This is a genomic window from Burkholderia ubonensis (assembly GCF_001718695.1).
Lineage (GTDB): Bacteria > Pseudomonadota > Gammaproteobacteria > Burkholderiales > Burkholderiaceae > Burkholderia > Burkholderia ubonensis_B.
Genome location: NZ_CP013420.1, coordinates 107,897 through 130,991, shown reverse-complemented (window position 1 = coordinate 130,991; position 23,095 = coordinate 107,897). Strand labels below are relative to the sequence as shown.

Here is a 23,095-nt window from a genome sequence, read left to right as displayed (position 1 = left end):
GGGGAATCCCATGAAACTACTCGTCGTCGGTTCCGGCGGCCGCGAACATGCGCTGGCGTGGAAGCTCGCGCAGTCGCCTCGCGTCCAGATGGTCTATGTCGCGCCCGGCAATGGCGGCACGGCGCAGGACGAGCGCCTGAAGAATGTCGACATCACGTCGCTCGACGCGCTTGCCGATTTCGCGGAAAGCGAAGGCGTCGCGTTCACGCTCGTCGGCCCGGAAGCGCCGCTCGCGGCCGGCATCGTCAACCTGTTCCGCGCGCGCGGCCTGAAGATCTTCGGCCCGACCCGCGAAGCAGCGCAGCTCGAAAGCTCGAAGGATTTCGCGAAGGCGTTCATGAAGCGCCACGGCATCCCGACCGCCGACTACGAAACCTTCTCCGACGCGGCCGCCGCGCACGCGTACATCGACGCGAAAGGCGCGCCGATCGTCGTCAAGGCCGACGGCCTCGCCGCGGGCAAGGGCGTCGTCGTCGCGATGACGCTGGACGAAGCGCACGCGGCCATCGACATGATGCTGTCGGGCAACAAGCTCGGCGATGCCGGCGCGCGCGTCGTGATCGAGCAGTTCCTCGACGGCGAGGAAGCGAGCTTCATCGTGATGGTCGACGGCAAGCACGCGCTCGCGCTGGCCTCCAGCCAGGACCACAAGCGCCTGCTCGACGAGGACCGCGGCCCGAACACGGGCGGCATGGGCGCGTATTCCCCTGCCCCGATCGTCACGCCGCAGATGCACGCGCGCGTGATGCGCGAGATCATCATGCCGACCGTGCGCGGGATGGAGAAGGACGGCATCCGCTTCACGGGCTTCCTGTACGCGGGCCTGATGATCGACAAGGACGGCAATCCGCGCACGCTCGAGTTCAACTGCCGGATGGGCGACCCGGAGACGCAGCCGATCATGGCGCGCCTGAAGAGCGATTTCTCGAAGGTCGTCGAGCAGGCGATCGCGGGCACGCTCGACACGGTCGAGCTCGACTGGGACCGCCGCACCGCGCTCGGCGTCGTGCTGGCCGCGCACGGCTATCCGGACGCGCCGCGCAAGGGCGACCGCATCAACGGCATCCCGGCCGAGACCGAACAGGCCGTGACGTTCCACGCGGGCACGACGCTCGACGGCGACAAGCTGACGACGTCGGGCGGCCGCGTGCTGTGCGTGGTCGGTCTCGCCGACTCGGTGCGCGAGGCGCAGCAGCATGCGTACGAAACGATCAACCAGATCAATTTCGAAGGCATGCAGTACCGCCGCGACATCGGCTACCGCGCGCTGAGCCGCAAGAGCACGTGATGCCGCCACCGCCGCGCTGCGCGAGCAGCCGGCGGCCCCTGCTGCCGGGTTCGCTAGAATGGCCGGCAGACGTCCTTTTTTGCGACTCCCGCCTGCGGCGGGAGCGCCCAGTCCAGACATGACCGATTCGACCTACGACGTGGAGCGCGTGCGCGCCTACCTTCAGGGCCTGCAGACGCGCATCGCCGATGCGCTCGGCGCGCTCGACGGCACGCCGCTCGCGACCGACGCGTGGCAGCGCGGCCCCGGCGAACGCCTGCGCGGCGGCGGCTGCACGCGCATCCTCGAGGACGGCCAGGTGTTCGAGCGCGCCGGCATCGGCTTTTCCGACGTCGCGGGCGACGCGCTGCCGCCGTCGGCGAGCGCGGCGCGCCCGCAGCTCGCGGGCCGCGGCTTCGAGGCGCTCGGCGTGTCGCTCGTGCTGCACCCGCGCAATCCGTACTGCCCGACCGTGCACATGAACGTGCGGATGCTGATCGCGACCAAGCCCGGCGAAGCGCCGGTGTTCTGGTTCGGCGGCGGCATGGATCTGACACCGATTTACGGCTTCGAGGACGACGCGCGGCATTTCCACCAGACCTGCAAGGACGCGCTCGATCCGTTCGGCGCGGACCTGTATCCGCGCTTCAAGCAGTGGTGCGACGAGTATTTCTTCCTCAAGCACCGCAACGAGGCGCGCGGCATCGGCGGGATCTTCTTCGACGATTACGCGGAGCCCGGTTTCGAACGTGCGTTCGAGATGATGCAAAGCGTCGGCGACGCGTTCCTCGCCGCGTACCTGCCGATCGTCGAGCGCCGCCGCGACACGCCGTACGGCGAGCGCGAGCGCGCGTTCCAGGCCTACCGCCGCGGCCGCTACGTCGAGTTCAACCTCGTGTTCGACCGGGGCACGCTGTTCGGCCTGCAAAGCGGCGGCCGCACCGAGTCGATCCTGATGTCGATGCCGCCCGTCGCGAACTGGCGCTACAACTGGCAGCCCGGGCAGGGAACGCCCGAAGCGCGCCTGACCAGCGACTTCCTCGTGCCGCGCGACTGGGTCTGAGCCTCGCGCCACCGCAACGAAAGGGACACGCTCTGAAAAACACCACCCGCCCCGCCCCGCTGCCGCGCCCGCTCTTGCGTCGCATAGGCCTGCTGGGCGGCACGTTCGACCCGATCCACGATGGTCATCTCGCGCTCGCCGGCCGCTTCGCCGCCGTGCTCGGCCTGACCGAGCTCGTGCTGCTGCCCGCCGGGCAGCCGTACCAGAAGCGCGACGTGTCGGCCGCCGAGCATCGCCTGGCGATGACGCGCGCCGCCGCGCAATCGCTCGTGCTGCCGGGCGCGACGGTCAGCGTCGCGACCGACGAGATCGAGCACGCGGGGCCGACCTACACCGTCGACACGCTCGCGCGCTGGCGCGCGCGCGTCGGCCCGGACGCGTCGCTGTCGCTGCTGATCGGCGCGGACCAGCTCGTGCGGCTCGACACCTGGCGCGACTGGCGCCGGCTGTTCGACTACGCGCATATCTGCGTGTCGACCCGCCCCGGCTTCGATCTCGCCACGGCGCCGCAGGCGGTTGCGCAGGAAGTCGCCGCGCGGCAGGCCGGTGCCGACGTGCTGATGGCCACGCCGGCCGGGCGCCTGCTGATCGACACGACGCTCGCGTTCGACATCGCCGCGACCGACATCCGCGCGCACCTGCGCGAATGCATCGCGCGCCGCGCACAAATGCCCGACGCATCGGCCGAGCACGTGCCCGCTGCCGTCTGGGACTACATTCTTCAACATCGTCTCTATCAATCCTGAATCCATGGATATCCGCAAACTGCAGCGCGTCATCGTCGACGCCCTCGAAGACGTCAAGGCACAAGACATCAAGGTCTTCAACACGAGCCACCTGACCGAGCTGTTCGATCGCGTGATCGTCGCGTCCGGCACGTCGAACCGCCAGACCAAGGCGCTCGCGTCGAACGTGCGCGACAAGGTCAAGGAGGCCGGCGGCGACGTCGTCAGCTCCGAAGGCGAGGACACCGGCGAATGGGTGCTGGTCGACTGCGGCGACGCCGTCGTGCACATCCTGCAGCCCGCGCTGCGCCAGTACTACAACCTCGAGGAAATCTGGGGCGACAAGCCGGTGCGCATGAAGCTCGGCGGCGGCAAGGCCCCGAACGGCGCGGCCGGTGCAACTGCGGAGGCCGAGGACGAAGAAGACGAGGAAGAAGTCGCCCGTCCGGCGCGCAAGACGCCCGCCCGCCGCCGCTGAGTCGTCACGCATCGTCCCGATGAAGCTTTTCATCCTCGCGGTCGGCCACAAGATGCCCGGCTGGATCGCATCCGGCTTCGACGAGTACACGAAGCGGATGCCGCCCGAGCTGCGCATCGAGCTGCGCGAGATCAAGCCCGAGCTGCGCTCCGGCGGGCGCAGCGCCGAAAGCGTGATGGCCGCCGAGCGGCAGAAGATCGAGGCCGCGCTGCCGAAGGGCGCGCGGATCGTCGCGCTCGACGAGCGCGGCCGCGACTGGACCACGATGCAGCTCGCGCAGGCGCTGCCCGGCTGGCAGCAGGACGGCCGCGACGTCGCGTTCATCATCGGCGGCGCCGACGGGCTCGACCCGGCGCTCAAGGCGCGCGCCGACCTGCTGCTGCGCATCTCCAGCATGACGCTGCCGCACGGGATGGTGCGGGTGCTGCTCGCCGAACAGCTTTACCGTGCGTGGAGCATCACGCAGAATCACCCCTATCACCGCGCATGACGCGTCGTCCTCGCGACGCGCGCGCCGCGCGCCCCACGAGATAACGACACCATGCCGTCCAGCGTTTCCCGCGAACTCTTCCCGATCCTTTACCTCGCTTCGCAAAGCCCGCGCCGCCAGGAACTGCTGCAGCAGATCGGCGTGCGCTTCGAGCTGCTGCTGCCCCGCCCCGACGAGGACGCCGAGGCGCTCGAAGCCGAGCTGCCCGGCGAGACCGCCGACGACTACGTGCTGCGCGTGACCGTCGCGAAGGCCGACGCCGCGCGTGCGCGCCTCGTCGCGAGCGGCAAGCCCGCCGCGCCGGTGCTCGTCGCCGACACGACCGTGACGATCGACGGCGCGATCCTCGGCAAGCCCGCCGATCCCGCCGACGCGCTCGCGATGCTCACCCGCCTCGCGGGGCGCGAGCACGAAGTGCTGACCGCGGTCGCCGTGGTCGACGCGGGCGGCGCGCTGCTGCCGCCGGCGCTGTCGCGCTCGTCGGTGCGCTTCGCGGCCGCGCCGCGCGACGCGTTCGCGCGCTACGTCGAGACCGGCGAGCCGTTCGGCAAGGCCGGCGCGTACGCGATCCAGGGGCGCGCGGCCGAATTCGTCGAGCAAATCGCCGGTTCCCATTCAGGTATCATGGGTCTGCCCCTTTTTGAGACTGCAGCATTGCTGCGCGCCGCGCGCGTCGACTTCTGAATCCCGCCATGAACGAAGAAATCCTGATCAACATCACGCCGCAGGAAACGCGGGTCGCACTCGTCCAGCAAGGCGCGGTGCAGGAGCTTCACGTCGAGCGCACGCTGTCGCGCGGACGCGTCGGCAACATCTATCTCGGCAAGGTCGTGCGCGTGCTGCCCGGCATGCAGTCGGCGTTCATCGACATCGGGCTCGAGCGCGCGGCGTTCCTGCACGTCGCCGACATCTGGCAGCCGCGCCTGAACGGCGAACCGCACACGAGCGCGCCGCACCAGCCGATCGAAAAGACCGTGTTCGAGGGCCAGACGCTGATGGTCCAGGTCATCAAGGACCCGATCGGCACGAAGGGCGCGCGGCTGTCCACGCAGGTCAGCATCGCGGGCCGCACGCTCGTCTACCTGCCGCAGGAGCCGCACATCGGCATCTCGCAGAAGATCGAGAGCGAGGCCGAGCGCGAGGCGGTGCGCGCGCGCCTGACCGCGGTGATCCCGGCGGACGAGAAAGGCGGCTACATCGTGCGCACGATCGCCGAGGACGCGACCTCCGACGAGCTGGCCGGCGACGTCACCTACCTGCGCAAGACCTGGGCGACGATCGTCGCCCAGGCGCAGCGGCTGCCGGCGACGAGCCTGCTGTACCAGGATCTCGACCTCGCGCAGCGCGTGCTGCGCGATTTCGCCAACGACGACACGTCGCGCATCCAGGTCGATTCGCGCGAGACGTACCAGCGGCTCGCCGAATTCGCGGCCGAGTTCACGCCCGCCGTGAGCCCGAAGCTGCACCACTACACCGGCGAGCGGCCGCTGTTCGACCTGTACAACATCGAGACGGAGATCCAGCGCGCGCTGTCGCGGCGGGTCGACCTGAAGTCGGGCGGCTACCTGATGATCGACCAGACCGAGGCGATGACGACGATCGACGTGAACACGGGCGGCTACGTCGGCGCGCGCAACTTCGACGACACGATCTTCAAGACCAACCTCGAGGCCGCGCACACGATCGCGCGGCAGCTGCGGCTGCGCAACCTCGGCGGGATCATCATCATCGACTTCATCGACATGGAGAATGCCGAGCATCGCGACGCGGTGCTCGCCGAGCTGAAGAAGGCGCTCGCGCGCGATCGCACGCGTGTGACCGTCAACGGCTTTTCGCAGCTCGGGCTCGTCGAGATGACGAGAAAGCGCACGCGCGAATCGCTCGCGCACGTGCTGTGCGAGCCGTGCCCGACCTGCCAGGGCAAGGGCCAGGTGAAGACGTCGCGCACCGTGTGCTACGACATCCTGCGCGAGATCCTGCGCGAGTCGCGGCAGTTCAATCCGCGCGAGTTCCGCGTGATCGCCGCGCAGCAGGTGATCGACCTGTTCCTCGACGAGGAATCGCAGCATCTCGCGATGCTGATCGACTTCATCGGCAAGCCGGTGTCGCTGCAGGTCGAGTCGAATCTGAGCCAGGAGCAGTACGACATCGTGCTGATGTAGCGCTGATGGCACGCCCGTCTCGTCCGGGACGGGCGCGCGTCGGTCTCAACGTTGATCGTCGGCGTTGTAACTCCAGATCACGCGCCCCCAGCTGGTCGACTCGATGTCCGGAAACTTCTCTCCGGCGCTGAAATAGCGCCGCCCCTGCTCGCTCCCGAGCGCCGGGCTGATCCACCAGCCGCTCCGCGGCACGACTTCGCCCGGCCTGCCTTTCAGCCTCGTGCGTGAAACGAGCGAAGCCGGTTCTGCGTCGGCGCGCGGGGCAACCGGGCACCATTCGATCCGGTCCTTTCTCGCGATCGTGCTCCGTTCGATCGTACGGCGCGCCTCCGGCGTGTCGTCGAACTTCGTTTGGTCCAGCACCGATCCGTCGGGTGCGCTCCAGAACGTGCCGCCGTGAAAATCCACGCCTTCCAGGTTCGCCCCTCGGAAATCGACGCCGCTCAGGTCGCAGTTCTCGAACGACGTTCGGACCAGACGCGCGTCGTCGAGCCGTGTCGCAGAAAAATTGCATTCGACGAATCGGGCGCCCGAGAAATTGGAGCCGCGGGCGTCGTTCGATCCGAATTTTCCGTTCCGCTCGCCACTTAACACTTGGCAATACTCTGCGTAATTCTCCCTTTTGATCTGTTTTTCGAGAATTAACGGGCAAACGACCATTTAAGCCATGAACCAAGACCGAATTGAACTCAGTTTGTCGACGAAGCACACGCGCAAGTGCAAATTTCTCGACAACGAGACTTGTTTGAATCCGCCCTCCGAGCGTGAATATCGCCTCGCTGCGCATGAAAATTTGTCGTGTCACCGCGAGCATCAGCGAGTTGTTTCGCGGAAAGCCCCTCAACTCCCATCGATCACGATCATGTTCGAACAACTGGTAGTCAAAGGCAGCCTCACGACGACCGGCGGCTATGTCGCTAGCGGTTCGTCAACGCACTACGACGAGCGCGGCAACACCATGGCGCGCGATGGCGACCAGGCAACCTGCGGCAACTGCAAAGGGCTGTTTCCCATACGAGGCAGCGCCAGCACATGGCTGGATGATGGAAAGGCCATGGTCAAGGATCTGGATTGGGTCCTATGTCCGTGCCGACAGAACCGCGTCCGCGCGTCGCCCTCCACGACGTTCTACTACTCGACTGACGGCGGCGGACAGGCCGCGACGAGGACGGCTGAGCAGTCGATCGTTGAAATCGCGCGAGCTGCGGTGCATGACGAGCAATACACGCTGCGCGATCAGTGGGGCCGCGCGCTGCAGAACGTCCGCTATCGAGTCGTGACCGATACCGGGCAGGAATTCACGGGCATCACCGACGCGCATGGGCAAACCAACCGCATCCGGACCGGCTCTGCGGCATCCTTGAAGATCTATACGAAGGAAAACTGACATGCCGAACAAGTTCGACGTGAATGATGGTGGCGAGTGGTTCCTCGTTCATTCCGGCGCGGTCACCAACACGAATCCGGGCTCCACGGTCGACGTCACGATCAACACCGAACAAATATGCCCGAACATGACCAACAAGGAATTTCGGGAAATGGTGCTGAACAAGCGCAACCAGGCTGTGGCGCTTGTCGAGGCAAGGATGAAGGATCTCCAGCGCTGGTCCACTGCCGATAAAGCCCGCGTCCAACAATGGTTTGGCAGAAGCGACGACGCAACGCGGGCGACGCTGATTAGCGGCTTGAGCGCAATCGTCAGAGTCTTAAACAAGCTTACCGGATCAAACTTCATGCGCTGGGACGGTGCCCGATACCAATATATCGGGTGCGTTCCGAATCCCAATACGTCCGGTGTCGTCGCTGAGGTTTGCTCGCCGGACACAGCAACCCATACAATCGCGATACATGCCGATTTCTGCACAATGCGTGATTTCTCGTGGGAAAAGGATTCCGTCTTTTCTACGTTGATTCATGAAGCGAGTCACTTTAGCGACACCATGGGAACCAAAGATCACCGCTACTTCATGGACAAGTGTTTGACTCTTGGAACCGAAAATCCGGAACAGGCAATCAACAATGCCGACAGCATCGCAGGATATGTAATCTACAATGCATAAATATCTTACCCCGCTACTTCTCGCCCTATCCAATTCCTCATTTGCATGCACCGCAAGCGAGAATTTCGATATTTATTTTCCCGCGAACAGCTCGACGGTTCCGAATGCAGAGATCGTTCGCCTGACGAATTGGATAATCGATCAGCAGATCACTTACGCCAATCACACCACTGACGAAGCAACACTCGTCAGCGGCCACGCTGAAGAAGCCGAGCACCAGGCATCGAAACTTGCTCGGTCTCGCCTGGAAGCAGGGCGAACGTTGCTCGAGCAACTGGGCTTCCTGCGTGGCACCGTCAAAACGAGTGCGCGAGTCTATTCGCACGGCGATGTGGACAACGGGCGGCGCGTAGAAATCTCGTTTGAACCCGATTGCCCGAACAAATGCTGCACCGGCAAGTAGCATCGCCCGATCGGAGCGCTGGAGCACGACAGGAGCGCCCGATCAGTCCCGATGGGGCCCGCCCGATGACGATCCGCAATCGACGAACAGCGGCCGCCCCGAAATATTGAGGTTTGTTTAGGTAAACCGACGATGCTCCTTTGGCGGCGCGGACGGCAGCGCTAACCTTCCCGTATCATCTCGCATCACGGCAGCACGCCTCAAATCGTTCCGCACCCGCCGGTGCGCTGCGCTTTTCCACCCCGCATTCACTCAGCACCTACACCATGAGCAAAAGCCACAACCGCCGCCAGCGCAAGAAGCTCCACATCGGCGAATTCCAGGAGCTGGCCTTCTGCGCATCGGCCCAATACCGCACCGAGCTGAGCGACCTCCAGCGCGGCGAACTGATCGATGCATTCATCGATTTCGTCGAGGCGAACGGGCTGCTGACCGTCGCGTCCGCGGACGAAGGCATCAGCGCCTACGTGATTTCCGGCGCGCCGCGCGGCACGACGACCGACGCGGACCGCGAGACCGTGCGCGCATGGCTCGCCGCCCGCGCCGAGCTGACCGACGTGCAGGTCAGCGAATTCAGCGACGCGTGGTACCCGGACGCCTGACGTTCCAAGGGCCGCCCGGCCCGTCCACCACCGACGCCGCCTGTCCGCCGCCACGCGGTCAGGCGCGCTTCCGCCCCCTTCCCCGCTCCTTCCCGTTGCGGCCGTTCGGCGCAATCCCCGCGCCCCGCTCCCATTCCTCGGCAGAAATCGGGTGCTGAAAGGAAGACACGGTAAACTCTCCCCTCGCGTGGTGCGCCGCACGCACCCGCCTTCCATCGCCAGCCGCGTGCCTCCGGGCCCGCCCCCGACCCTTGGAGTGAGTTTTCAATGAGCGGCGGATATCCGCTTCACGCGTCCCGCATGTCATTCCCGTCGTCGACGGTCATGGTCGCTCTCGCGGCCGCCGCACTGCTGTCCGGCTGCGGGCTGCTGCCGACCCAAAACCCGCCCGCGCCGATCAGCGAGGCGCTCGTCGAGCCGGTCGAGGAAACCGCGGGCGAACCGCTGACGATGCCGCCCGTCCCGCCGCTCGTACAGCCCGAAGGACAGGAAGCGCCGAAGAAGCCGCACCGCGAGGTGACGCGCCCGAAGCCCGTGCAGCGCCCCGAATCGCCCACGCCGCCGCCCCCACCGCCGCCCCCGCTCGTTGCAACGCGTCCGATCGAGCGTTCGCAGATCCACGCGCTGCTCGACAGCGAAGTCGCCCGCCGCAACGGCAAGGTGATCGGCCGCGCGGTCGACATGGTGACCGACCCGAGCGGCAAGCCGCGCGAGATGATCGTCAACCTGCAGGGCTTCATGGGCGTCGGCGACCGCAAGGTCAGCTTCCCGTGGAGCGTGTTCCGCTTCCTGCCGGGCGGCAAGCGCGCGCCGATCGTGCTCGACGTGCCGCCGGGCGAGCTGCCGCCGGCCGCCCGGCCGAAGGCGGTGCCGCTGTCCGGCTCGTCCGCCGCGTCGCCGGCCACGCGCCTGCCGATGCTCGACAGCGACGTCGAACGGCCGAACGGCACGAAGATCGGCCGCGTCGTCGACGTGCTGATCGACCGCGACGCGCAGCCGCAGGCGGTCGTGCTCGACCTTGGCGGGCTCGTCAACCCGGAGCGCCGCTCGATCGCCGCGAACTGGGCCGCGCTGCGCTTCGTCACGCGCGACAAGACGCTGCGCCCGCAGCTCGACCTCAACGACGCGCAGATCAAGGCGTCGCCGCCCTACGCGGCGGACAAGCCGCTCGTCGCCGTCTCGCCGCCGCCCGCCCCCGCGCCGGCCTCGCCTGCGAGTGCCACGCGATGACGATCCACCAGACCGTCAGCGTGCGCAGCCTCCGGGCGCTCGACTGGCTCAACTTCTTCGTGGCAAACGTTCAAACGGGCTTCGGTCCGTTCATCGCGTCGTACCTCGCATCGCACAAGTGGACGCAGGGCGAAATCGGCATGGTGCTGTCGATCGGCACGATCAGCGCGATGGTGAGCCAGGTGCCGGGCGGCGCGGCCGTCGACGCGCTGAAGAACAAGAAAGGCGCGGCCGCGTGGGCGATCGCCGCGATCATCCTGTCCGCCGTGCTGCTGGCCGCCAGCCCGACGATCGTGCCGGTGATCGCGGCCGAGGTGTTCCACGGCTTCGCGAGCTGCATGCTCGTGCCGGCGATGGCGGCGATCTCGTTCTCGCTGGTCGGCCGCGCGGACCTCGGCGACCGGCTCGGCCGCAACGCGCGCTGGGCGTCGATCGGCAGCGCGGTCGCGGCGGGCCTGATGGGGCTCACCGGCGAATACTTCTCCGCGCGCGCGGTGTTCTGGCTGACCGCCGTGCTCGCGCTGCCCGCGCTGTTCGCGCTCGCGATGATCCAGCCGACCCATATACGGTGATCCCGCACGTCGGCGGCAAGCACGACGACAAGGACGACGGCGAGGAGCGCGAGACGCTGCTCGAGCTGCTGCGCGACCGCCGGATGCTGACCTTCGCCGCGTGCGTCGTGCTGTTCCACCTGTCGAACGCGGCGATGCTGAACCTCGCGGCCGGCGAAGTGACGGCCGGCATGGGCGAGAACGTGCAGCTCGTGATCGCCGCGTGCATCATCGTTCCGCAGGCGATCGTCGCGATGCTGTCGCCGTGGGTCGGCCGCTCCGCGCAGCGCTGGGGCCGCCGGCCGATCCTGCTGCTCGGCTTCTCGGCGCTGCCGGTGCGCGCGCTCCTGTTCGCGGGCGTGAGCAGCCCGTACCTGCTCGTGCCGGTGCAGATGCTCGACGGCATCAGCGCCGCGGTGTTCGGCGTGATGCTGCCGCTGATCGCCGCGGACGTCGCGGGCGGCAAGGGCCGCTACAACCTGTGCATCGGCCTGTTCGGCCTCGCGGCGGGGATCGGCGCAACCTTCAGCACGGCCGTGGCCGGCTACATCGCCGACCATTTCGGCAATGCGGTCAGCTTCTTCGGGCTCGCCGCGGCCGGCGCGCTCGCGGTGCTGCTCGTGTGGCTCGCGATGCCCGAAACGCGCGTCGAGAACGGCGACGACCAGGCCGAGGCGTCCGCCCCCGCGTCGCCCGAACAGGCGCACTGACGCCGGGCGCCCGCGCCACCCGATTCATGGCAGCCAGACGATGAACACGCTCAGGACACTCAACGAAACCCGGCAACAGATCCAGCAGTCGGTCTTCGACCTGTTCAAGGGGCTGTCGCTGCGCCAGCGGCTCGCGCAAGGCGGGCTGATGGCGCTGCAGGCCGTGTGCGGCGCGTGCCTCGCCTACGGCATCGGCCGCGCGCTGCACACCGAGCAGGCGGTCTGGGCCGCGATCACCGCGATCGCGGTCACCCAGCACAGTTACGCGGACACGATGTCGCTGTCGCGCGACCAGTTCGTCGGCGCGATGGTCGGCGGCGTGCTCGGCTTCGCGGGCGCCGCGCTGGGCGGCGGCCACGACATGCTCGCCTATGCGACCGCGGTCGCGGTCGTGATCGTCTGCTGCTGGTGCCTGAACGTCGGCAGCGCGGCGCGGCTCGGCGGCGTCACCGCGACGATCGTGATGCTGTTTCCGGGCAGCGGCCCGCTGTGGGACATTCCGCTCGTGCGGCTCGGCGAGGTGACGCTCGGCACGGTGTGCGCGCTCGGCGTGTGCTGGGCGACGTCGAAGATCGAGCGGCGCTGGTTTCGCCGCGCCGCGGGCTAGGTCCGGCCGCACGCGAGGCGATCGCCGGGGCGCCGGCCCCGGCAGCCTGGTGCGGCAGCGATCGGGCGAAACGGTTAGGGGCCGACCCGCAACACGATGCCCGAGCCGATCTGCACGAGCAGATAATCGCCGCCGACGCCGACCCACTGATAGCCGCGCGGTGGCGCGCTCAGATGGTAGCCGCGCCAATCGTCGACGACGTACTGGCGATCGCGGAATTCGGGCGGCAGCCGGTCGCCCCGGTGCCAGTCGCGGCGAGGCTGATCGGCCCAGCGCGGCGGTACGTCGTCGTCGCGATGCATCGCCTGACCGGGCGGCATGTGCTTCGGGCCGTGGCCGCGGTGCATGCCGGGGCCGCCGTGATCGCCGTAGTTGCCCTGGTTCCCGTGACCTTGCGCCATCGCGGCCGGCGCCGCGAAACCTGCCGCGACCAGCGCGGCCAGCATCATCCCGTGCATCTTCGTCATCGTTCTTCCCTCCGTGTCGTCATGCCGAACAGGAAACAACCGGGCCTGCACGATCAAGGCTAGCACATGGCACGCGGGGCGCACGGGGCATGTGTCGAACGTCAGGCCGCCTGTTGCTGGTACTGGATGCGGTGCAGGTGCGCGTACAGGCCGCCGTGTCGCAGCAGTTCGTCGTGGGTGCCCTCTTCGGCGATCTTGCCGGCTTCGAGCACGAGGATGCGGTCGGCGCGCTCGATCGTCGACAGCCGATGCGCGATCACGAGCGTCGTGCGGCCTTCCATCAGCCGCTCGAGCGCCGCCTGCACGTGGCGTTCCGATTCGGAATCCAGCGCCGACGTGGCTTCGTCGAGGATCAGGATCGGCGCGTCCTTGTAGATCGCACGCGCGATCGCGAGACGCTGGCGCTGGCCGCCGGACAAGCGCATCCCGTTGCCGCCGACGACCGTATCCAGCCCGTCGGGCATCGCGGCGACCGCGTCCGCGAGGTTCGCCGCCTCGAGCGCCGCCTGCACGCGCGCGCGATCCGGCGTCTGTCCGTAGGCGACGTTCGCGGCGATCGTGTCGTTGAACAGCACGACGTCCTGGCTCACCATCGCCATCTGGCTGCGCAGCGCATGGATGTCGTAGTCGGCGATCGGCACGCCGTCGAGCAGAACCGAGCCGCCGGTCGGATCGAAGAAGCGCGGCAGCAGGTTCACGAGCGTCGTCTTGCCGCTGCCGGACGGCCCCGCAAGCGCGACCATCTCGCCCGGCGCGACCTTGAACGAGATCCGGTCGAGCGTCGGCCGCTCGGCCGCGCCGTAGTCGAACGTCACGCCGCGGAACTCGATTTCGCCGCGCGCGTTCGCGAGCGGCCGCCCGCCGCCGCTCGGCTCGGCCGGCTCGTCGATCAGGCCGAAGATCAGCTCGGCGGCCGTCATCCCGCGCTGCAGCGGCTGGTTCACGTCGATCAGGTGCTTGAGCGGCGAGATCACCAGCAGCATCGACGTCACGAACGCCACGAAGCCGCCGACCGTCGTCTGGTCGTTCGACGATTGAAAGACCGCGATCGTGATCACGACCGCCAGCGCGATCGACGCGAGAAACTGCGTGATCGGCTGCGCGAGGCCGCCCGACACCGTCATCCGCATCGCATAGCCGCGCAGGCGCTTGCTCATCGCGGTAAAGCGGTCGATTTCGTACGGCTCGCCGTTATGCACCTTGACGACCTTGTAGCCGCCGACCGTCTCCTCGACGATGTACGACAGCTCGTTCGTGAGCGTCTGGTGCTCGCGGTTCAGGCGGCGCAGCCGGCGGTTGATCTTGCTGACGAGCCAGCCGATGCCCGGCAGGATCACCGCGACGATCAGCGTGAGCCGCCAGTTCAGGTAGAACAGGTAGCCGAGCAGGAAGATCACCGTCATCGAGTCGCGCACGAGCGTGACCATCACGCCCGTCAGCACCGAGAGAATCTGGTTCACCTCGAAGACGATCGCATTGATCACCGTGCTCGCGGTCTCGCGCTGGAAGAACGACGCGCTCGTATGGATCATCCGCTGGAACATCTCCAGGCGCAGCTGCAGCAGGATGCGGTTCGATACGTAGCTGAGCAGGTAACCCGACGCGTACTGCGACACGCCGCGCACGAGCGCGAGGCCGATCACCGCGACCGGCACGTACCACTTCGCGCGGTCGCTGCCGTGCGCGCCGAAACCGTGGTCGAGGAGCGGCTTGAGCAGCGCCGGAATCCCGGCCTCCGTCGCCGCGACGACGCCCATCGTGACGACGGCGAGCAGCACGATGCCGAGGAGCGGCTTGATGTACGGCCACAGGCGCTTGAAGACCGTGACCGGCGACGTGCCGCCGGCGTTCAGCGATTTGCGAAGAGTGTTCTGGGTTTCCAAGGCAATCCTTCTTGAGCCGCGGCGCGGCGCCCGGGCGGGTTTCGACCGGAACTCCGACCCCGCCGGGCGGGTGCCGAAAAGGCCCGATATTATAGCCGCACCACCCTTGCCGGCACGGCCGGCCGCCGGGCCGCGGGTATACTGCCGCACACCGTTCCACCCGCAGCTTCGACGATTTCATGGCAGAACCCACCCTCGGCGTCGCTCTCATCGCCCTCAACGCGTCCGCGCGGCTCGCGCAATGCCTCGATGCGCTGGCCTTCGCCGACGACATCGTCGTGATCGACGGCGGCAGCACCGACGACACCGTCGCGATCGCGCAGGCGCACGGCGCGCGCGTGATCGTCGCGCGCGACTGGCCCGGCTTCGGCCCGCAGAAGAACCGCGCGCTCGACGCGCTGGCCACCGACTGGATCCTGTCGCTCGACACCGACGAGATCGTCAGCCCCGAACTCGCGCAATCGATCCGCGCCGCGATCCGGACGCCGGCCGCGCAAGTCTATGCGCTCGACCGGCTGTCGAGCTTCTGCGGCCAGTGGGTCCGCCACAGCGGCTGGTATCCGGACTGGGTGCCGCGCCTGTTCCGCCGCGGCAGCGCACGCTTCTCCGACGATCTCGTGCACGAGCGGCTCGTGTTCGACACGCCCGCGCAGCGCCTGTCCGGCAAGCTGATGCACTACTCGTACGAGGATTTCGAGACCGTCGTGCGCAAGCTCGACGCGTACTCGACGGCCGGCGCGCGCCAGCGCCGCGCGGCCGGCCAGCGCGGCGGCTTCGGCAAGGCGCTCGCGCGCGGCGCGTGGGCGTTCCTGCGCACTTACGTGCTCCGGCGCGGCTTTCTCGACGGGCGCGCGGGATTCATGATCGCGATCTTCAACGCGGAGACCGTCTACTACCGTTTCCTGAAGCTCGGCCACGAGCCGGCGCGCTGACGCCGGCTCATCCGCCGCTGCGCCGCCGGCGGCGCCCGCCCCGCCGGGCGTTACAATGCCGGCCTGCCCGCGCGGCGTGCGTGCCCACGCGGCCGCGCCGCCCGACACGACGACCACCGAATCCGACCGCCATGTTCTCCATCATCATCCCGACCTGGAACAACCTGCCGTACCTCAAGCTTGTCGTCGACAGCCTGCGCCGCCACTCCGCGCACGAGCACCAGATCATCGTGCACGTGAACGACGGCTCGGACGGCACGCTCGACTGGGTGCGCAGCGAAGGCATCGAGCACACGGCGTCGCCGGCGAACATCGGCATCTGCCACGCGGTGAACCTCGCCGCGGCGCGCGCGACGCGCGACTATGTCGTCTACATGAACGACGACATGTATTGCCTTCCCGGCTGGGATGCCGCGCTCGTGCGGCGCATCGAGCAGATGCCGACCGACCTGTTCATGCTGTCCGGCACGATGGTCGAGCCGGTCGACACGCGCAACCCGTGTGTCGTGGTCGGCGATTTCGGCCGGGACGCCGAGCATTTCGACGCGGCGGGACTCGTCGCGGCCGCGCCGAAGCTCGCGCGCGCCGACTGGCTCGGCTCGACCTGGCCGCCCACGCTCGTGCACCGCGACTGGTGGAACCGCATCGGCGGCTACAGCAGCGAGCTGTCGCCCGGCATGAGCAGCGACAACGACTTCTCGATGAAATTCTGGGACGCCGGCTGCCGGATCTTCCTCGGCGCCGGCGACAGCCTCGTCTACCACTTCCAGCAGAAGAGCACCGGCAAGATCGTCAAGAACGACGGACGCCGCCAGTTCCTCAACAAATGGGGGATGACGCAGGCAACCTTCGACCGCTACTACCTGCATCGCGGCGAACCGGCCGGCACGCGCGTCGCGCTCGATACGCCGGCTGTCGTTGGCGGCCTGAAACGCGCGCTGCTGCGCTCGCGGATCAAGCGGGCGTTCAGCTGATCGGACCCCGTCAACCGTCCGGAAACGCCCGGCGGTTCGCGTATACTTTGCGGTTTGTCCCGGCCCCGCTGCCGGGACGCACGGCGGGCGGCACCGTGCTGCGTGCCGCCACCGGCCCAACCGACAGGTTCCGATGCCATCATTTTCCGCCCCCGCGCCGCGGCGCCTGGCCGCCGCCCGCGCATTCGCCGTCGCCGCGCTGTGCATGGTGCCCGTGTCGACCGCGCTGACCAACGTGTTCTGCGCGCTGTTCGCGGTCACGCTCGTCGTCACGCCCGAGTTCTGGCGCAATCTGCGCTCGTTCGTCACCCACCCCGCATCGCTCGCTGCGCTGCTCGTGCTCGCCGCGCTGGCCGCGAGCGTCGCGTATACGGTCGCGCCGCACGACAAGGCATGGAGCTGGGTTGCGAAATACGACAAGCTGCTGTTGCTGCCGTTTGCGGTAATCGCGTTCCGCCGTGCGGCGAACTGGGCGCCGATCGTGCGGCGCTGCTGGTTCGGCACGCTGTGCGTGATCCTCCTGCTGTCGACGACCAACTATCTCGGACTGACCGCGATCGGGCCCGCGCACGCGGCCGACTTGCCGGTCTCGCGCGCGTGGGTGTTCAAGAACCACATCGCGGCCGGCATGTTCGGCGCGCTGCTGTTCTACCAGGCGGCCGATCTCGCGCTGTCGGCGCGCACGGCGCTGACGCGCGCCGCCTGCGCGGGCATCGCCGCGTGGTCGCTGGCATACGTGTTCGTGATGCTGCAAGGGCGCACGGGCCAGCTGATCGCGCTGCTGCTGATCGGCGTCGTCGCCGTGCGCTGCCTGCTCGTGCTGCGCAGGCAGTCGCCGCTGCGCGCGGGCCTCGCCGCGGGCGCGCTGGTGCTGGCGGGCGCCGCGCTCGTCGCCGCTGCTTGTACCGTGCACAACGGCCGGCTCACGAAGGTCGTCTCCGAAGTGCAGCAGTACCGGCAGAACGATGCCGTCACGTCGACCGGGCTGCGGCTCGAGTGGTACAAGAAGGGGCTCGAGCTGTATCGCGCGCGGCCGGTGATCGGCTACGGCGCGGGCGGCCTCGAGTTCGAATTCCAGAAGCTGGCGGCCGGCAAGAGCGCCGCCGAAGGGCAGCTCACGTCGAATCCGCACAACGAATACCTGCTGATGGCCGTCCAGCTCGGCACGCTCGGCCTGCTGCTGTTCGTCAACCTGATCGTGCAGATCGCGCGCGGCAGCCTCGCGCTCGATCCGCGCTCGCGGCACCTGCTGCTCGCGTGGCTCGCGATCTTCACGATCGGCAGCGTCGCGAATTCGCTGCTGCTCGACTTCGCCGAAGGCCACCTGATCGTGCTGCTCGCGGGCATCCTGCTCGGCTGCGGCGCGGCGCGCAGCGACACGCTGCCGCGCGAGACGGCGGCGCTGCGGCGCAGCGCCTGAGGCTGGGCGGCTGGGCGGCTGGGCGGCTGGGCGGCTGGGCGGCTGGGCGGCTGGGCGGCTGGGCGGCTGGCGACTGGCGACTGGCGACTGGCGGTCACGGAGTCGCCTGCCGCACCGTCTCGTGTACGGCGGCACGCGTGCGTCGCCGCCCGTATTCAGCTCTGTAAACCGTGCGGCTGGTACGCGTCAGTCCCGACGCGCCCGATCGAGCCGCGACGTATCGATGATCACACCCGCCGGGTCCGGCGGATTCAGCCCGAGCATTTCGGCCGCCGCGGCCTTCACGCGCCGCGCGCCCAGGTTGACGAGGCAGTCGCTGCGGCTGTCGACGTGGCGCTCGCATCCCTCATGCCGGCACGGCACGCAATCGCCTTCGCCCTGCAGCAGCCAGACGTTCCCGTGCCGCCCCGAGCCGCGCAGCGGCCACGGGTTCTCGGTCGCGGGCCAGTGCTGCGGCCATGGCCCCCAGCGCACCGGATCGGACGGCCCGAACAGGGCGATCGTGTCGGTGCCGGTCGCCGCGGCGACGTGCGTTGCGCCCGTGTCGGGACCGATGAACAGCCGCGCGCGCCGCACGAGTTCCGCGCTCTCGCCGAAGGTCAGGCGGCCGACGAGATTCAGCACGTCGCCGCCCGCCTCGGCCGCGACGCGCGCCGCATACTCGCGCTCGCCGTCGGCCGGACCGCCCGACAGCGCGACCGCGAAGCCGTGCCCGCGCAACCAGTCGATCATCTCGACCCAGCCGTCGAGCCGCCATTGCTTGTAGCGGAACATCGGATACGGATGCAGAACGACGAGCGGCTTGCCGTCGCGCACCGCGGGCGACTCGGCGAGCAGCGCGTCGAAACGGGCGCGCCGCGCGGGGTCGTCGCCGATGCCGGGCGCGACGACCTCGGAAACCGGCTCGATGCCGATCACGGGGGCGAGCGCGAGCGTGCTGACGACGGTATGCGCGGATTGGTGATGGTTGATGGCGATCCCGTTCAGCATCATTCGCGTCAGCCACGTGACGCGCTCGGGATCGACGAGGCCGACCCGCTTGCGGCCCGCGAACCAGCTATAGAAGCGCGGCCGGTCGGAGCTCAGCGCCGCGCACGCGAGATCGTAGCGACGCCACATCGACAGCGCGTCGCGCAGCCGCTCGCGAAACCCGGCGCGCTGCGCGACCACGATCACGCGGCGCACGTCCGGATTGTGCTCGAGCACGCCCTCGGTGCCGCGAAACACCAGCATGTCGATCTGCGCGTCCGGCCAGCGGGCCTTCAGCGAGCGTACGAGCGGCGTCGTCAGCAGCACGTCGCCGATACGGCGCGGCGCGGCGACGAGAATGGTTCTGGGCGGGCGGGCGGAAGAAAACAGGGCCACGGCAATCGTTCCGTCTAGCTGGCAAACAAGGCTGGCAATGTACAGGATTTTGCATCTGCCGGTGGGGGTGGTAAGCAGCGGCCGACGCCGGTGCGACGGGGCCGGCCCGCGTCGCGCGGCCTGCGCCCGGCCGCGCGCTCAATACGTGATTTCGACCACGCTGCCACTGAACGCCGCGCGCAACTCCGCGAGCAGCGTGTCGCTCGGCCTCACGCGCCACGCGTCGCCAAGGCGCATCTCGCCTTGCGCACGCGCATTGCTGTAGTGGATCTGGACCGCGAGCCCGTTCGGCAGCGGCGCCTGCTGCCGGCGGCCGCCGTCGCGCCCGCCGCCGCGCGGCGCGGGTGCTTCGACGGCGTTCGCCGCGGCCGGATCGGCCTTCGACACGTGCGGCTCGAGCACGCGGCGCAGCACGGCTGCATCCGCACTGCCGTTCATCGTCAACCGCACGGCCTGCGCATAGCGGCTGCGCGCACGCTCGAGATCCATCACGGTATCGGCCGTGAAGCGAATGCCGCCCGTGAACGCATCGTTGCGCGCCTGCCCCTGCACGATCAGCAGCTCGTCTTCCTTGAACAGCGCCTTGTTCGCCTCGAACTGCTCGTTGAAGATCGTGATCTCGCACTGGCCCGTGCCGTCGTCGAGCAGCGCGATCAGCATCTTGCCGCGCTGGGTCATCTGCGTGCGCAGCGACGCGATGATGCCGGCCACGACCTTGTCGCGCCCCTCCTTCAGCTCGCCGACCTTCTGGCGCACGAACCGGCGCACCTCGTCGCGATACGCATCGAACAGGTGGCCGGACAGGTAGAAGCCGAGCGCGCCCTTCTCTTCCTGCAGGCGGCGCTTGTCGTCCCAGGCCGGCTCGTCGACGAGCGCATGCGCATGCGGCGACTCGGCGCCCATGTCGAACAGGCCCGCCTGCATCGCATTCGCCTCGGCCTGGTCCGCCGCTTCCATCGCGAGCGGCACCGACGCGAGCAGCTGCGCACGGTTCGCGTTCAGCGAATCGAACGCACCGGCGCGAATCAGCGCCTCGATCGTGCGGCGGTTCACGACGCGCCGGTCGATCCGCTCGCAGAAATCGAACAGGTCGGCGAACGGCTTCTCCTCGCGCGCGCGCAGGATTTCCTCGATCGCGTTCTGGCCGCTGCCCTTCACCGCGCCGAGCCCGTAGCGGATCGTGCGCGAGCGCTTGCCGTCGGCTTCCGCGACCGGCTCGAACCGGTAATGCGACTGATTGATGTCCGGCGGCAGCACGGCCAGGTTGTTCACGACGCAATCGTCGAACAGGATCTTCACCTTGTCGGTGTCGTCCATCGCGAGCGTCATGTTGGCCGCCATGAATTCGGCCGGATGGTGCGCCTTCAGCCACGCGGTGTAGTACGCGAGCAGCGCGTAGGCCGCCGCGTGCGACTTGTTGAAGCCGTAGCCCGCGAACTTCTCCATCAGGTCGAAGATCTCGTCGGACTTCTCGCGGGACAGGCCGTTCTTCGCGGCGCCCGCGGCGAAGATCTCGCGATGCTCGGCCATCTCCTCGGGCTTCTTCTTGCCCATCGCGCGGCGCAGCAAGTCCGCGCCACCGAGCGAGTAGCCGCCGATGATCTGCGCCATCTGCATCACCTGCTCCTGATAGACCATGATGCCGTAGGTCTCTTTCAGGACGGGTTCGACGCGCGGGTCCGGATAGTCGACCTTCTCGCGGCCGTGCTTGCGTGCGCAGAAGCTCGGGATCAGGTCCATCGGGCCCGGACGGTACAACGACACGAGCGCGATGATGTCCTCGAAGCGGTCCGGCTGCGCGTCCTTCAGCATGCCCTGCATGCCGCGGCTTTCCAGCTGGAACACGGCGACCGTGTTGGCCTTCTTGAGGATCTGGAACGACGCGGCATCGTCGAGCGGCACCTGCGCGAGCGACCAGTCGGCCTTCGACGGATCGAGGCGGCGGATATAGCGCTCCGCCCAGTCGAGGATCGTCAGCGTCGTGAGGCCCAGAAAGTCGAACTTCACGAGGCCGACCGCTTCGACGTCGTCCTTGTCGTACTGGCTGACGACGCCGCCGTCGTCGCCCTGCGTGTAGAGCGGACAGAAGTCGGTCAGCTTGCCGGGCGCAATCAGCACGCCGCCCGCGTGCATCCCGACGTTGCGCGTCAGGCCCTCGACGCGCTGCGCGAGGTCGAGCAGCTGGTGCACTTCGTCCTCGTGGTCGTAGCGCTCCTGGAGCTGCGGCTCCTCCTTCATCGCGTCGGCGATCGTCACGTGCTTGCCCGGCTTGAACGGGATCAGCTTCGCGACGCCGTCGGTGAACATGTAGCCGAGGTCGAGCACGCGGCCGATGTCGCGCACGGCCGCCTTCGCGGCCATCGTGCCGAACGTGGCGATCTGCGACACCGCGTCCGCGCCGTACTTCTCCTTCACGTACTGGATCACGCGATCGCGGCCGTGCTGGCAGAAGTCGATGTCGAAGTCGGGCATCGACACCCGCTCCGGGTTCAGGAAGCGCTCGAACAGCAGGTTGTAGCGCAGCGGATCGAGGTCGGTGATGCCGAGCGCGTAGGCGACGAGCGAACCCGCGCCCGAACCCCGGCCCGGCCCGACCGGCACGCCGTTGTTCTTCGCCCAGTTGATGAAGTCGGCAACGATCAGGAAGTAGCCCGGGAAGCCCATCTTCGTGATGGTCCCGCACTCGAATTCGAGCCGCTTGTAATACGTGTCGCGCTGCGCGTCGCGTTCGGCTTCGTCCGGATACAGCTGCACGAGGCGCTTCTCGAGCCCCTCCTTCGACAGCTGGATCAGGTAGTCGTCGAGCGACATGCCGTCCGGCGTCGGGAACAGCGGCAGCTTCGGCTTGCCGAGCTCGAGCGTCAGGTTGCAGCGCTTCGCGATCTCGACGGTGTTCGCGACCGCGGACGGCAGGTCGGCGAACAGCGCGGCCATGTCGTCCTGCGTGCGGAAGTACTGGTCGGTCGTGAAACGCTTCTGGCGGCGCGGATTCGCGAGGATGTCGCCTTCCGAAATGCACACGCGCGCCTCGTGCGCGGTGAAATCGTCGTCGGTCATGAACTGCGTCGGGTGCGTCGCGACGACCGGCAGCTTCAGCTCCGCGGCGAGGGTCGCCGCCTGCTGGATGTACGCCTCGGCGCCAGGCTGGCCGTAGCGCTGCAGCTCGATGTAGAAGCCGCCCGGGAACATCTTCGCCCAGCGCTGCGCGTGGCGGCGCGCGGCCTCCTCGTTGCCGGCCGCGAGCGCGAGGCCGATGTCGCCCTGCTGCGCGCCCGACAGGGCGAGCAGCCCTTGCGCGAGCTCGCCGTCGAGCCAGCTCGCGTCGAGTTCCGCGCGGCCGCGGTACTGGTTCGTGAGCCACGCCTTCGAAAGCAGCTCGCAGAGATTCAGGTAGCCGCGCTTGTCCTTGACGAGCAGCAGCAGCCGCGACGGCTTGTCGCGATCGTCGGGATTGGCGATCCAGACATCGCAGCCGGCGATCGGCTTGATGCCCTTGCCGCGGGCTTCCTTGTAGAAACGGACGAGGCCGAACGCGTTGCCGAGATCGGTGAGGGCGAGCGCGCCCTGGCCGTCCGCGGCCGCCGCCTTGACGATGTCGTCGAGACGCACGATGCCGTCGGCAATCGAGAATTCGGAGTGGACGCGAAGATGGACGAAGCGGGGATCTGACATGGGCGCTATTGTAGCCGCCCCGCCGCACGGGCTG

General features: G+C 68.2%; 21 protein-coding genes and 1 pseudogene. 17 read left to right on the top strand and 5 right to left on the bottom strand.

Annotated features, from left to right (window positions below):
* Window positions 1-10: 10 nt before the first annotated feature.
* The 7 genes from purD (at window position 11) to rng (ending at window position 6,185) form a co-directional block, all read left to right on the top strand.
* On the top strand, window positions 11-1,288 hold the full coding sequence (purD, locus tag WJ35_RS00590; RefSeq protein ID WP_069238596.1) for a phosphoribosylamine--glycine ligase: 1,278 nt from the start codon (window positions 11-13) through the stop codon (window positions 1,286-1,288).
* A gap of 118 nt (window positions 1,289-1,406) precedes the next feature.
* On the top strand, window positions 1,407-2,330 hold the full coding sequence (hemF, locus tag WJ35_RS00585) for an oxygen-dependent coproporphyrinogen oxidase (RefSeq protein ID WP_060231990.1): 924 nt from the start codon (window positions 1,407-1,409) through the stop codon (window positions 2,328-2,330).
* Window positions 2,327-3,076, top strand: coding sequence for a nicotinate-nucleotide adenylyltransferase (locus tag WJ35_RS00580; RefSeq protein ID WP_415876959.1), 750 nt, complete (start codon window positions 2,327-2,329; stop codon window positions 3,074-3,076). The genes hemF and WJ35_RS00580 overlap by 4 nt, the downstream gene beginning before the upstream one ends.
* Window positions 3,077-3,080: 4 nt before the next feature.
* Window positions 3,081-3,533: a ribosome silencing factor gene (gene rsfS, locus WJ35_RS00575; protein ID WP_010091135.1), complete on the top strand. Its 453-nt coding sequence runs from the start codon at window positions 3,081-3,083 to the stop codon at window positions 3,531-3,533.
* Between the two features lie 19 nt (window positions 3,534-3,552).
* Complete coding sequence (gene rlmH, locus WJ35_RS00570; protein WP_059477494.1) at window positions 3,553-4,023, top strand: 23S rRNA (pseudouridine(1915)-N(3))-methyltransferase RlmH; 471 nt, start codon at window positions 3,553-3,555, stop codon at window positions 4,021-4,023.
* Between the two features lie 51 nt (window positions 4,024-4,074).
* On the top strand, window positions 4,075-4,707 hold the full coding sequence (locus WJ35_RS00565) for a Maf family protein (protein ID WP_060231993.1): 633 nt from the start codon (window positions 4,075-4,077) through the stop codon (window positions 4,705-4,707).
* Between the two features lie 8 nt (window positions 4,708-4,715).
* Window positions 4,716-6,185: a ribonuclease G gene (gene rng, locus WJ35_RS00560; protein WP_060091182.1), complete on the top strand. Its 1,470-nt coding sequence runs from the start codon at window positions 4,716-4,718 to the stop codon at window positions 6,183-6,185.
* Window positions 6,186-6,230: 45 nt separating this feature from the next.
* Here the strand turns inward: rng and WJ35_RS00555 are convergent, their stop codons facing one another.
* Window positions 6,231-6,845, bottom strand: coding sequence for a pentapeptide repeat-containing protein (locus tag WJ35_RS00555; protein WP_069238595.1), 615 nt, complete (start codon window positions 6,843-6,845; stop codon window positions 6,231-6,233).
* A gap of 202 nt (window positions 6,846-7,047) precedes the next feature.
* On the opposite strand from WJ35_RS00555, the gene WJ35_RS00550 reads away from it, so the two are divergent.
* From WJ35_RS00550 to WJ35_RS00525, 7 genes and pseudogenes are all read left to right on the top strand, one after another.
* Entirely contained in the window at window positions 7,048-7,572 is a 525-nt protein-coding gene (locus WJ35_RS00550; RefSeq protein ID WP_051974443.1) for a PAAR domain-containing protein, read from the top strand.
* Window position 7,573: 1 nt separating this feature from the next.
* Window positions 7,574-8,245 (top strand): M35 family metallo-endopeptidase, encoded by a 672-nt coding sequence (locus tag WJ35_RS00545; protein WP_069238594.1) that lies wholly within the window; start codon window positions 7,574-7,576, stop codon window positions 8,243-8,245.
* Window positions 8,238-8,648 (top strand): hypothetical protein, encoded by a 411-nt coding sequence (locus tag WJ35_RS29315; RefSeq protein WP_011885586.1) that lies wholly within the window; start codon window positions 8,238-8,240, stop codon window positions 8,646-8,648. Before WJ35_RS00545 ends, WJ35_RS29315 begins: the two co-directional genes overlap by 8 nt.
* 266 nt (window positions 8,649-8,914) lie before the next feature.
* Window positions 8,915-9,250 (top strand): YggL family protein, encoded by a 336-nt coding sequence (locus WJ35_RS00540; RefSeq protein WP_069238593.1) that lies wholly within the window; start codon window positions 8,915-8,917, stop codon window positions 9,248-9,250.
* Window positions 9,251-9,517: 267 nt separating this feature from the next.
* Window positions 9,518-10,480, top strand: coding sequence for a PRC-barrel domain-containing protein (locus WJ35_RS00535; protein ID WP_069238592.1), 963 nt, complete (start codon window positions 9,518-9,520; stop codon window positions 10,478-10,480).
* Window positions 10,477-11,741 (top strand): annotated as a pseudogene (locus WJ35_RS00530) (MFS transporter). The gene WJ35_RS00535 and the pseudogene WJ35_RS00530 overlap by 4 nt, the downstream one beginning before the upstream one ends.
* A gap of 40 nt (window positions 11,742-11,781) precedes the next feature.
* The gene (locus WJ35_RS00525; protein WP_069238591.1) at window positions 11,782-12,348 is read left to right on the top strand and encodes an FUSC family protein; all 567 of its coding nucleotides are present in this window, start codon (window positions 11,782-11,784) and stop codon (window positions 12,346-12,348) included.
* Window positions 12,349-12,422: 74 nt separating this feature from the next.
* On the opposite strand, the gene WJ35_RS00520 is transcribed toward WJ35_RS00525, so the two are convergent.
* Both WJ35_RS00520 and msbA read right to left on the bottom strand, forming a co-directional pair.
* Window positions 12,423-12,815 carry an RcnB family protein gene (locus WJ35_RS00520; protein ID WP_011885591.1) on the bottom strand — a complete coding sequence of 131 codons (393 nt, stop codon included), beginning with the start codon at window positions 12,813-12,815 and terminating at the stop codon, window positions 12,423-12,425.
* 101 nt (window positions 12,816-12,916) lie between these two features.
* Window positions 12,917-14,698: a lipid A export permease/ATP-binding protein MsbA gene (msbA, locus tag WJ35_RS00515; protein WP_010091125.1), complete on the bottom strand. Its 1,782-nt coding sequence runs from the start codon at window positions 14,696-14,698 to the stop codon at window positions 12,917-12,919.
* A gap of 179 nt (window positions 14,699-14,877) precedes the next feature.
* On the opposite strand from msbA, the gene WJ35_RS00510 reads away from it, so the two are divergent.
* From WJ35_RS00510 to WJ35_RS00500, 3 genes are all read left to right on the top strand, one after another.
* Entirely contained in the window at window positions 14,878-15,630 is a 753-nt protein-coding gene (locus WJ35_RS00510) for a glycosyltransferase family 2 protein (RefSeq protein ID WP_060232004.1), read from the top strand.
* Between the two features lie 131 nt (window positions 15,631-15,761).
* Window positions 15,762-16,604: a glycosyltransferase family 2 protein gene (locus WJ35_RS00505; protein WP_010100190.1), complete on the top strand. Its 843-nt coding sequence runs from the start codon at window positions 15,762-15,764 to the stop codon at window positions 16,602-16,604.
* A gap of 133 nt (window positions 16,605-16,737) precedes the next feature.
* Window positions 16,738-18,024 carry an O-antigen ligase family protein gene (locus WJ35_RS00500; protein ID WP_069238590.1) on the top strand — a complete coding sequence of 429 codons (1,287 nt, stop codon included), beginning with the start codon at window positions 16,738-16,740 and terminating at the stop codon, window positions 18,022-18,024.
* 186 nt (window positions 18,025-18,210) lie between these two features.
* Here the strand turns inward: WJ35_RS00500 and WJ35_RS00495 are convergent, their stop codons facing one another.
* Window positions 18,211-19,389 carry a glycosyltransferase family 9 protein gene (locus WJ35_RS00495; RefSeq protein ID WP_069238589.1) on the bottom strand — a complete coding sequence of 393 codons (1,179 nt, stop codon included), beginning with the start codon at window positions 19,387-19,389 and terminating at the stop codon, window positions 18,211-18,213.
* 138 nt (window positions 19,390-19,527) lie between these two features.
* Complete coding sequence (gene dnaE / locus WJ35_RS00490) at window positions 19,528-23,061, bottom strand: DNA polymerase III subunit alpha (RefSeq protein WP_060232012.1); 3,534 nt, start codon at window positions 23,059-23,061, stop codon at window positions 19,528-19,530.
* Between the last annotated feature and the right edge of the window lie 34 nt (window positions 23,062-23,095).

Coding starts and splice junctions, on each gene's coding strand:
- purD (WP_069238596.1), top strand. CDS start 11: ATGAAACTACTCGTCGTCGGTTCCGGCGGCCGCGAACATGCGCTGGCG.
- hemF (WP_060231990.1), top strand. CDS start 1,407: ATGACCGATTCGACCTACGACGTGGAGCGCGTGCGCGCCTACCTTCAG.
- rsfS (WP_010091135.1), top strand. CDS start 3,081: ATGGATATCCGCAAACTGCAGCGCGTCATCGTCGACGCCCTCGAAGAC.
- rlmH (WP_059477494.1), top strand. CDS start 3,553: ATGAAGCTTTTCATCCTCGCGGTCGGCCACAAGATGCCCGGCTGGATC.
- WJ35_RS00565 (WP_060231993.1), top strand. CDS start 4,075: ATGCCGTCCAGCGTTTCCCGCGAACTCTTCCCGATCCTTTACCTCGCT.
- rng (WP_060091182.1), top strand. CDS start 4,716: ATGAACGAAGAAATCCTGATCAACATCACGCCGCAGGAAACGCGGGTC.
- WJ35_RS00555 (WP_069238595.1), bottom strand. CDS start 6,845: ATGGTCGTTTGCCCGTTAATTCTCGAAAAACAGATCAAAAGGGAGAAT.
- WJ35_RS00550 (WP_051974443.1), top strand. CDS start 7,048: ATGTTCGAACAACTGGTAGTCAAAGGCAGCCTCACGACGACCGGCGGC.
- WJ35_RS00545 (WP_069238594.1), top strand. CDS start 7,574: ATGCCGAACAAGTTCGACGTGAATGATGGTGGCGAGTGGTTCCTCGTT.
- WJ35_RS29315 (WP_011885586.1), top strand. CDS start 8,238: ATGCATAAATATCTTACCCCGCTACTTCTCGCCCTATCCAATTCCTCA.
- WJ35_RS00540 (WP_069238593.1), top strand. CDS start 8,915: ATGAGCAAAAGCCACAACCGCCGCCAGCGCAAGAAGCTCCACATCGGC.
- WJ35_RS00535 (WP_069238592.1), top strand. CDS start 9,518: ATGAGCGGCGGATATCCGCTTCACGCGTCCCGCATGTCATTCCCGTCG.
- WJ35_RS00525 (WP_069238591.1), top strand. CDS start 11,782: ATGAACACGCTCAGGACACTCAACGAAACCCGGCAACAGATCCAGCAG.
- WJ35_RS00520 (WP_011885591.1), bottom strand. CDS start 12,815: ATGACGAAGATGCACGGGATGATGCTGGCCGCGCTGGTCGCGGCAGGT.
- WJ35_RS00510 (WP_060232004.1), top strand. CDS start 14,878: ATGGCAGAACCCACCCTCGGCGTCGCTCTCATCGCCCTCAACGCGTCC.
- WJ35_RS00505 (WP_010100190.1), top strand. CDS start 15,762: ATGTTCTCCATCATCATCCCGACCTGGAACAACCTGCCGTACCTCAAG.
- WJ35_RS00500 (WP_069238590.1), top strand. CDS start 16,738: ATGCCATCATTTTCCGCCCCCGCGCCGCGGCGCCTGGCCGCCGCCCGC.
- dnaE (WP_060232012.1), bottom strand. CDS start 23,061: ATGTCAGATCCCCGCTTCGTCCATCTTCGCGTCCACTCCGAATTCTCG.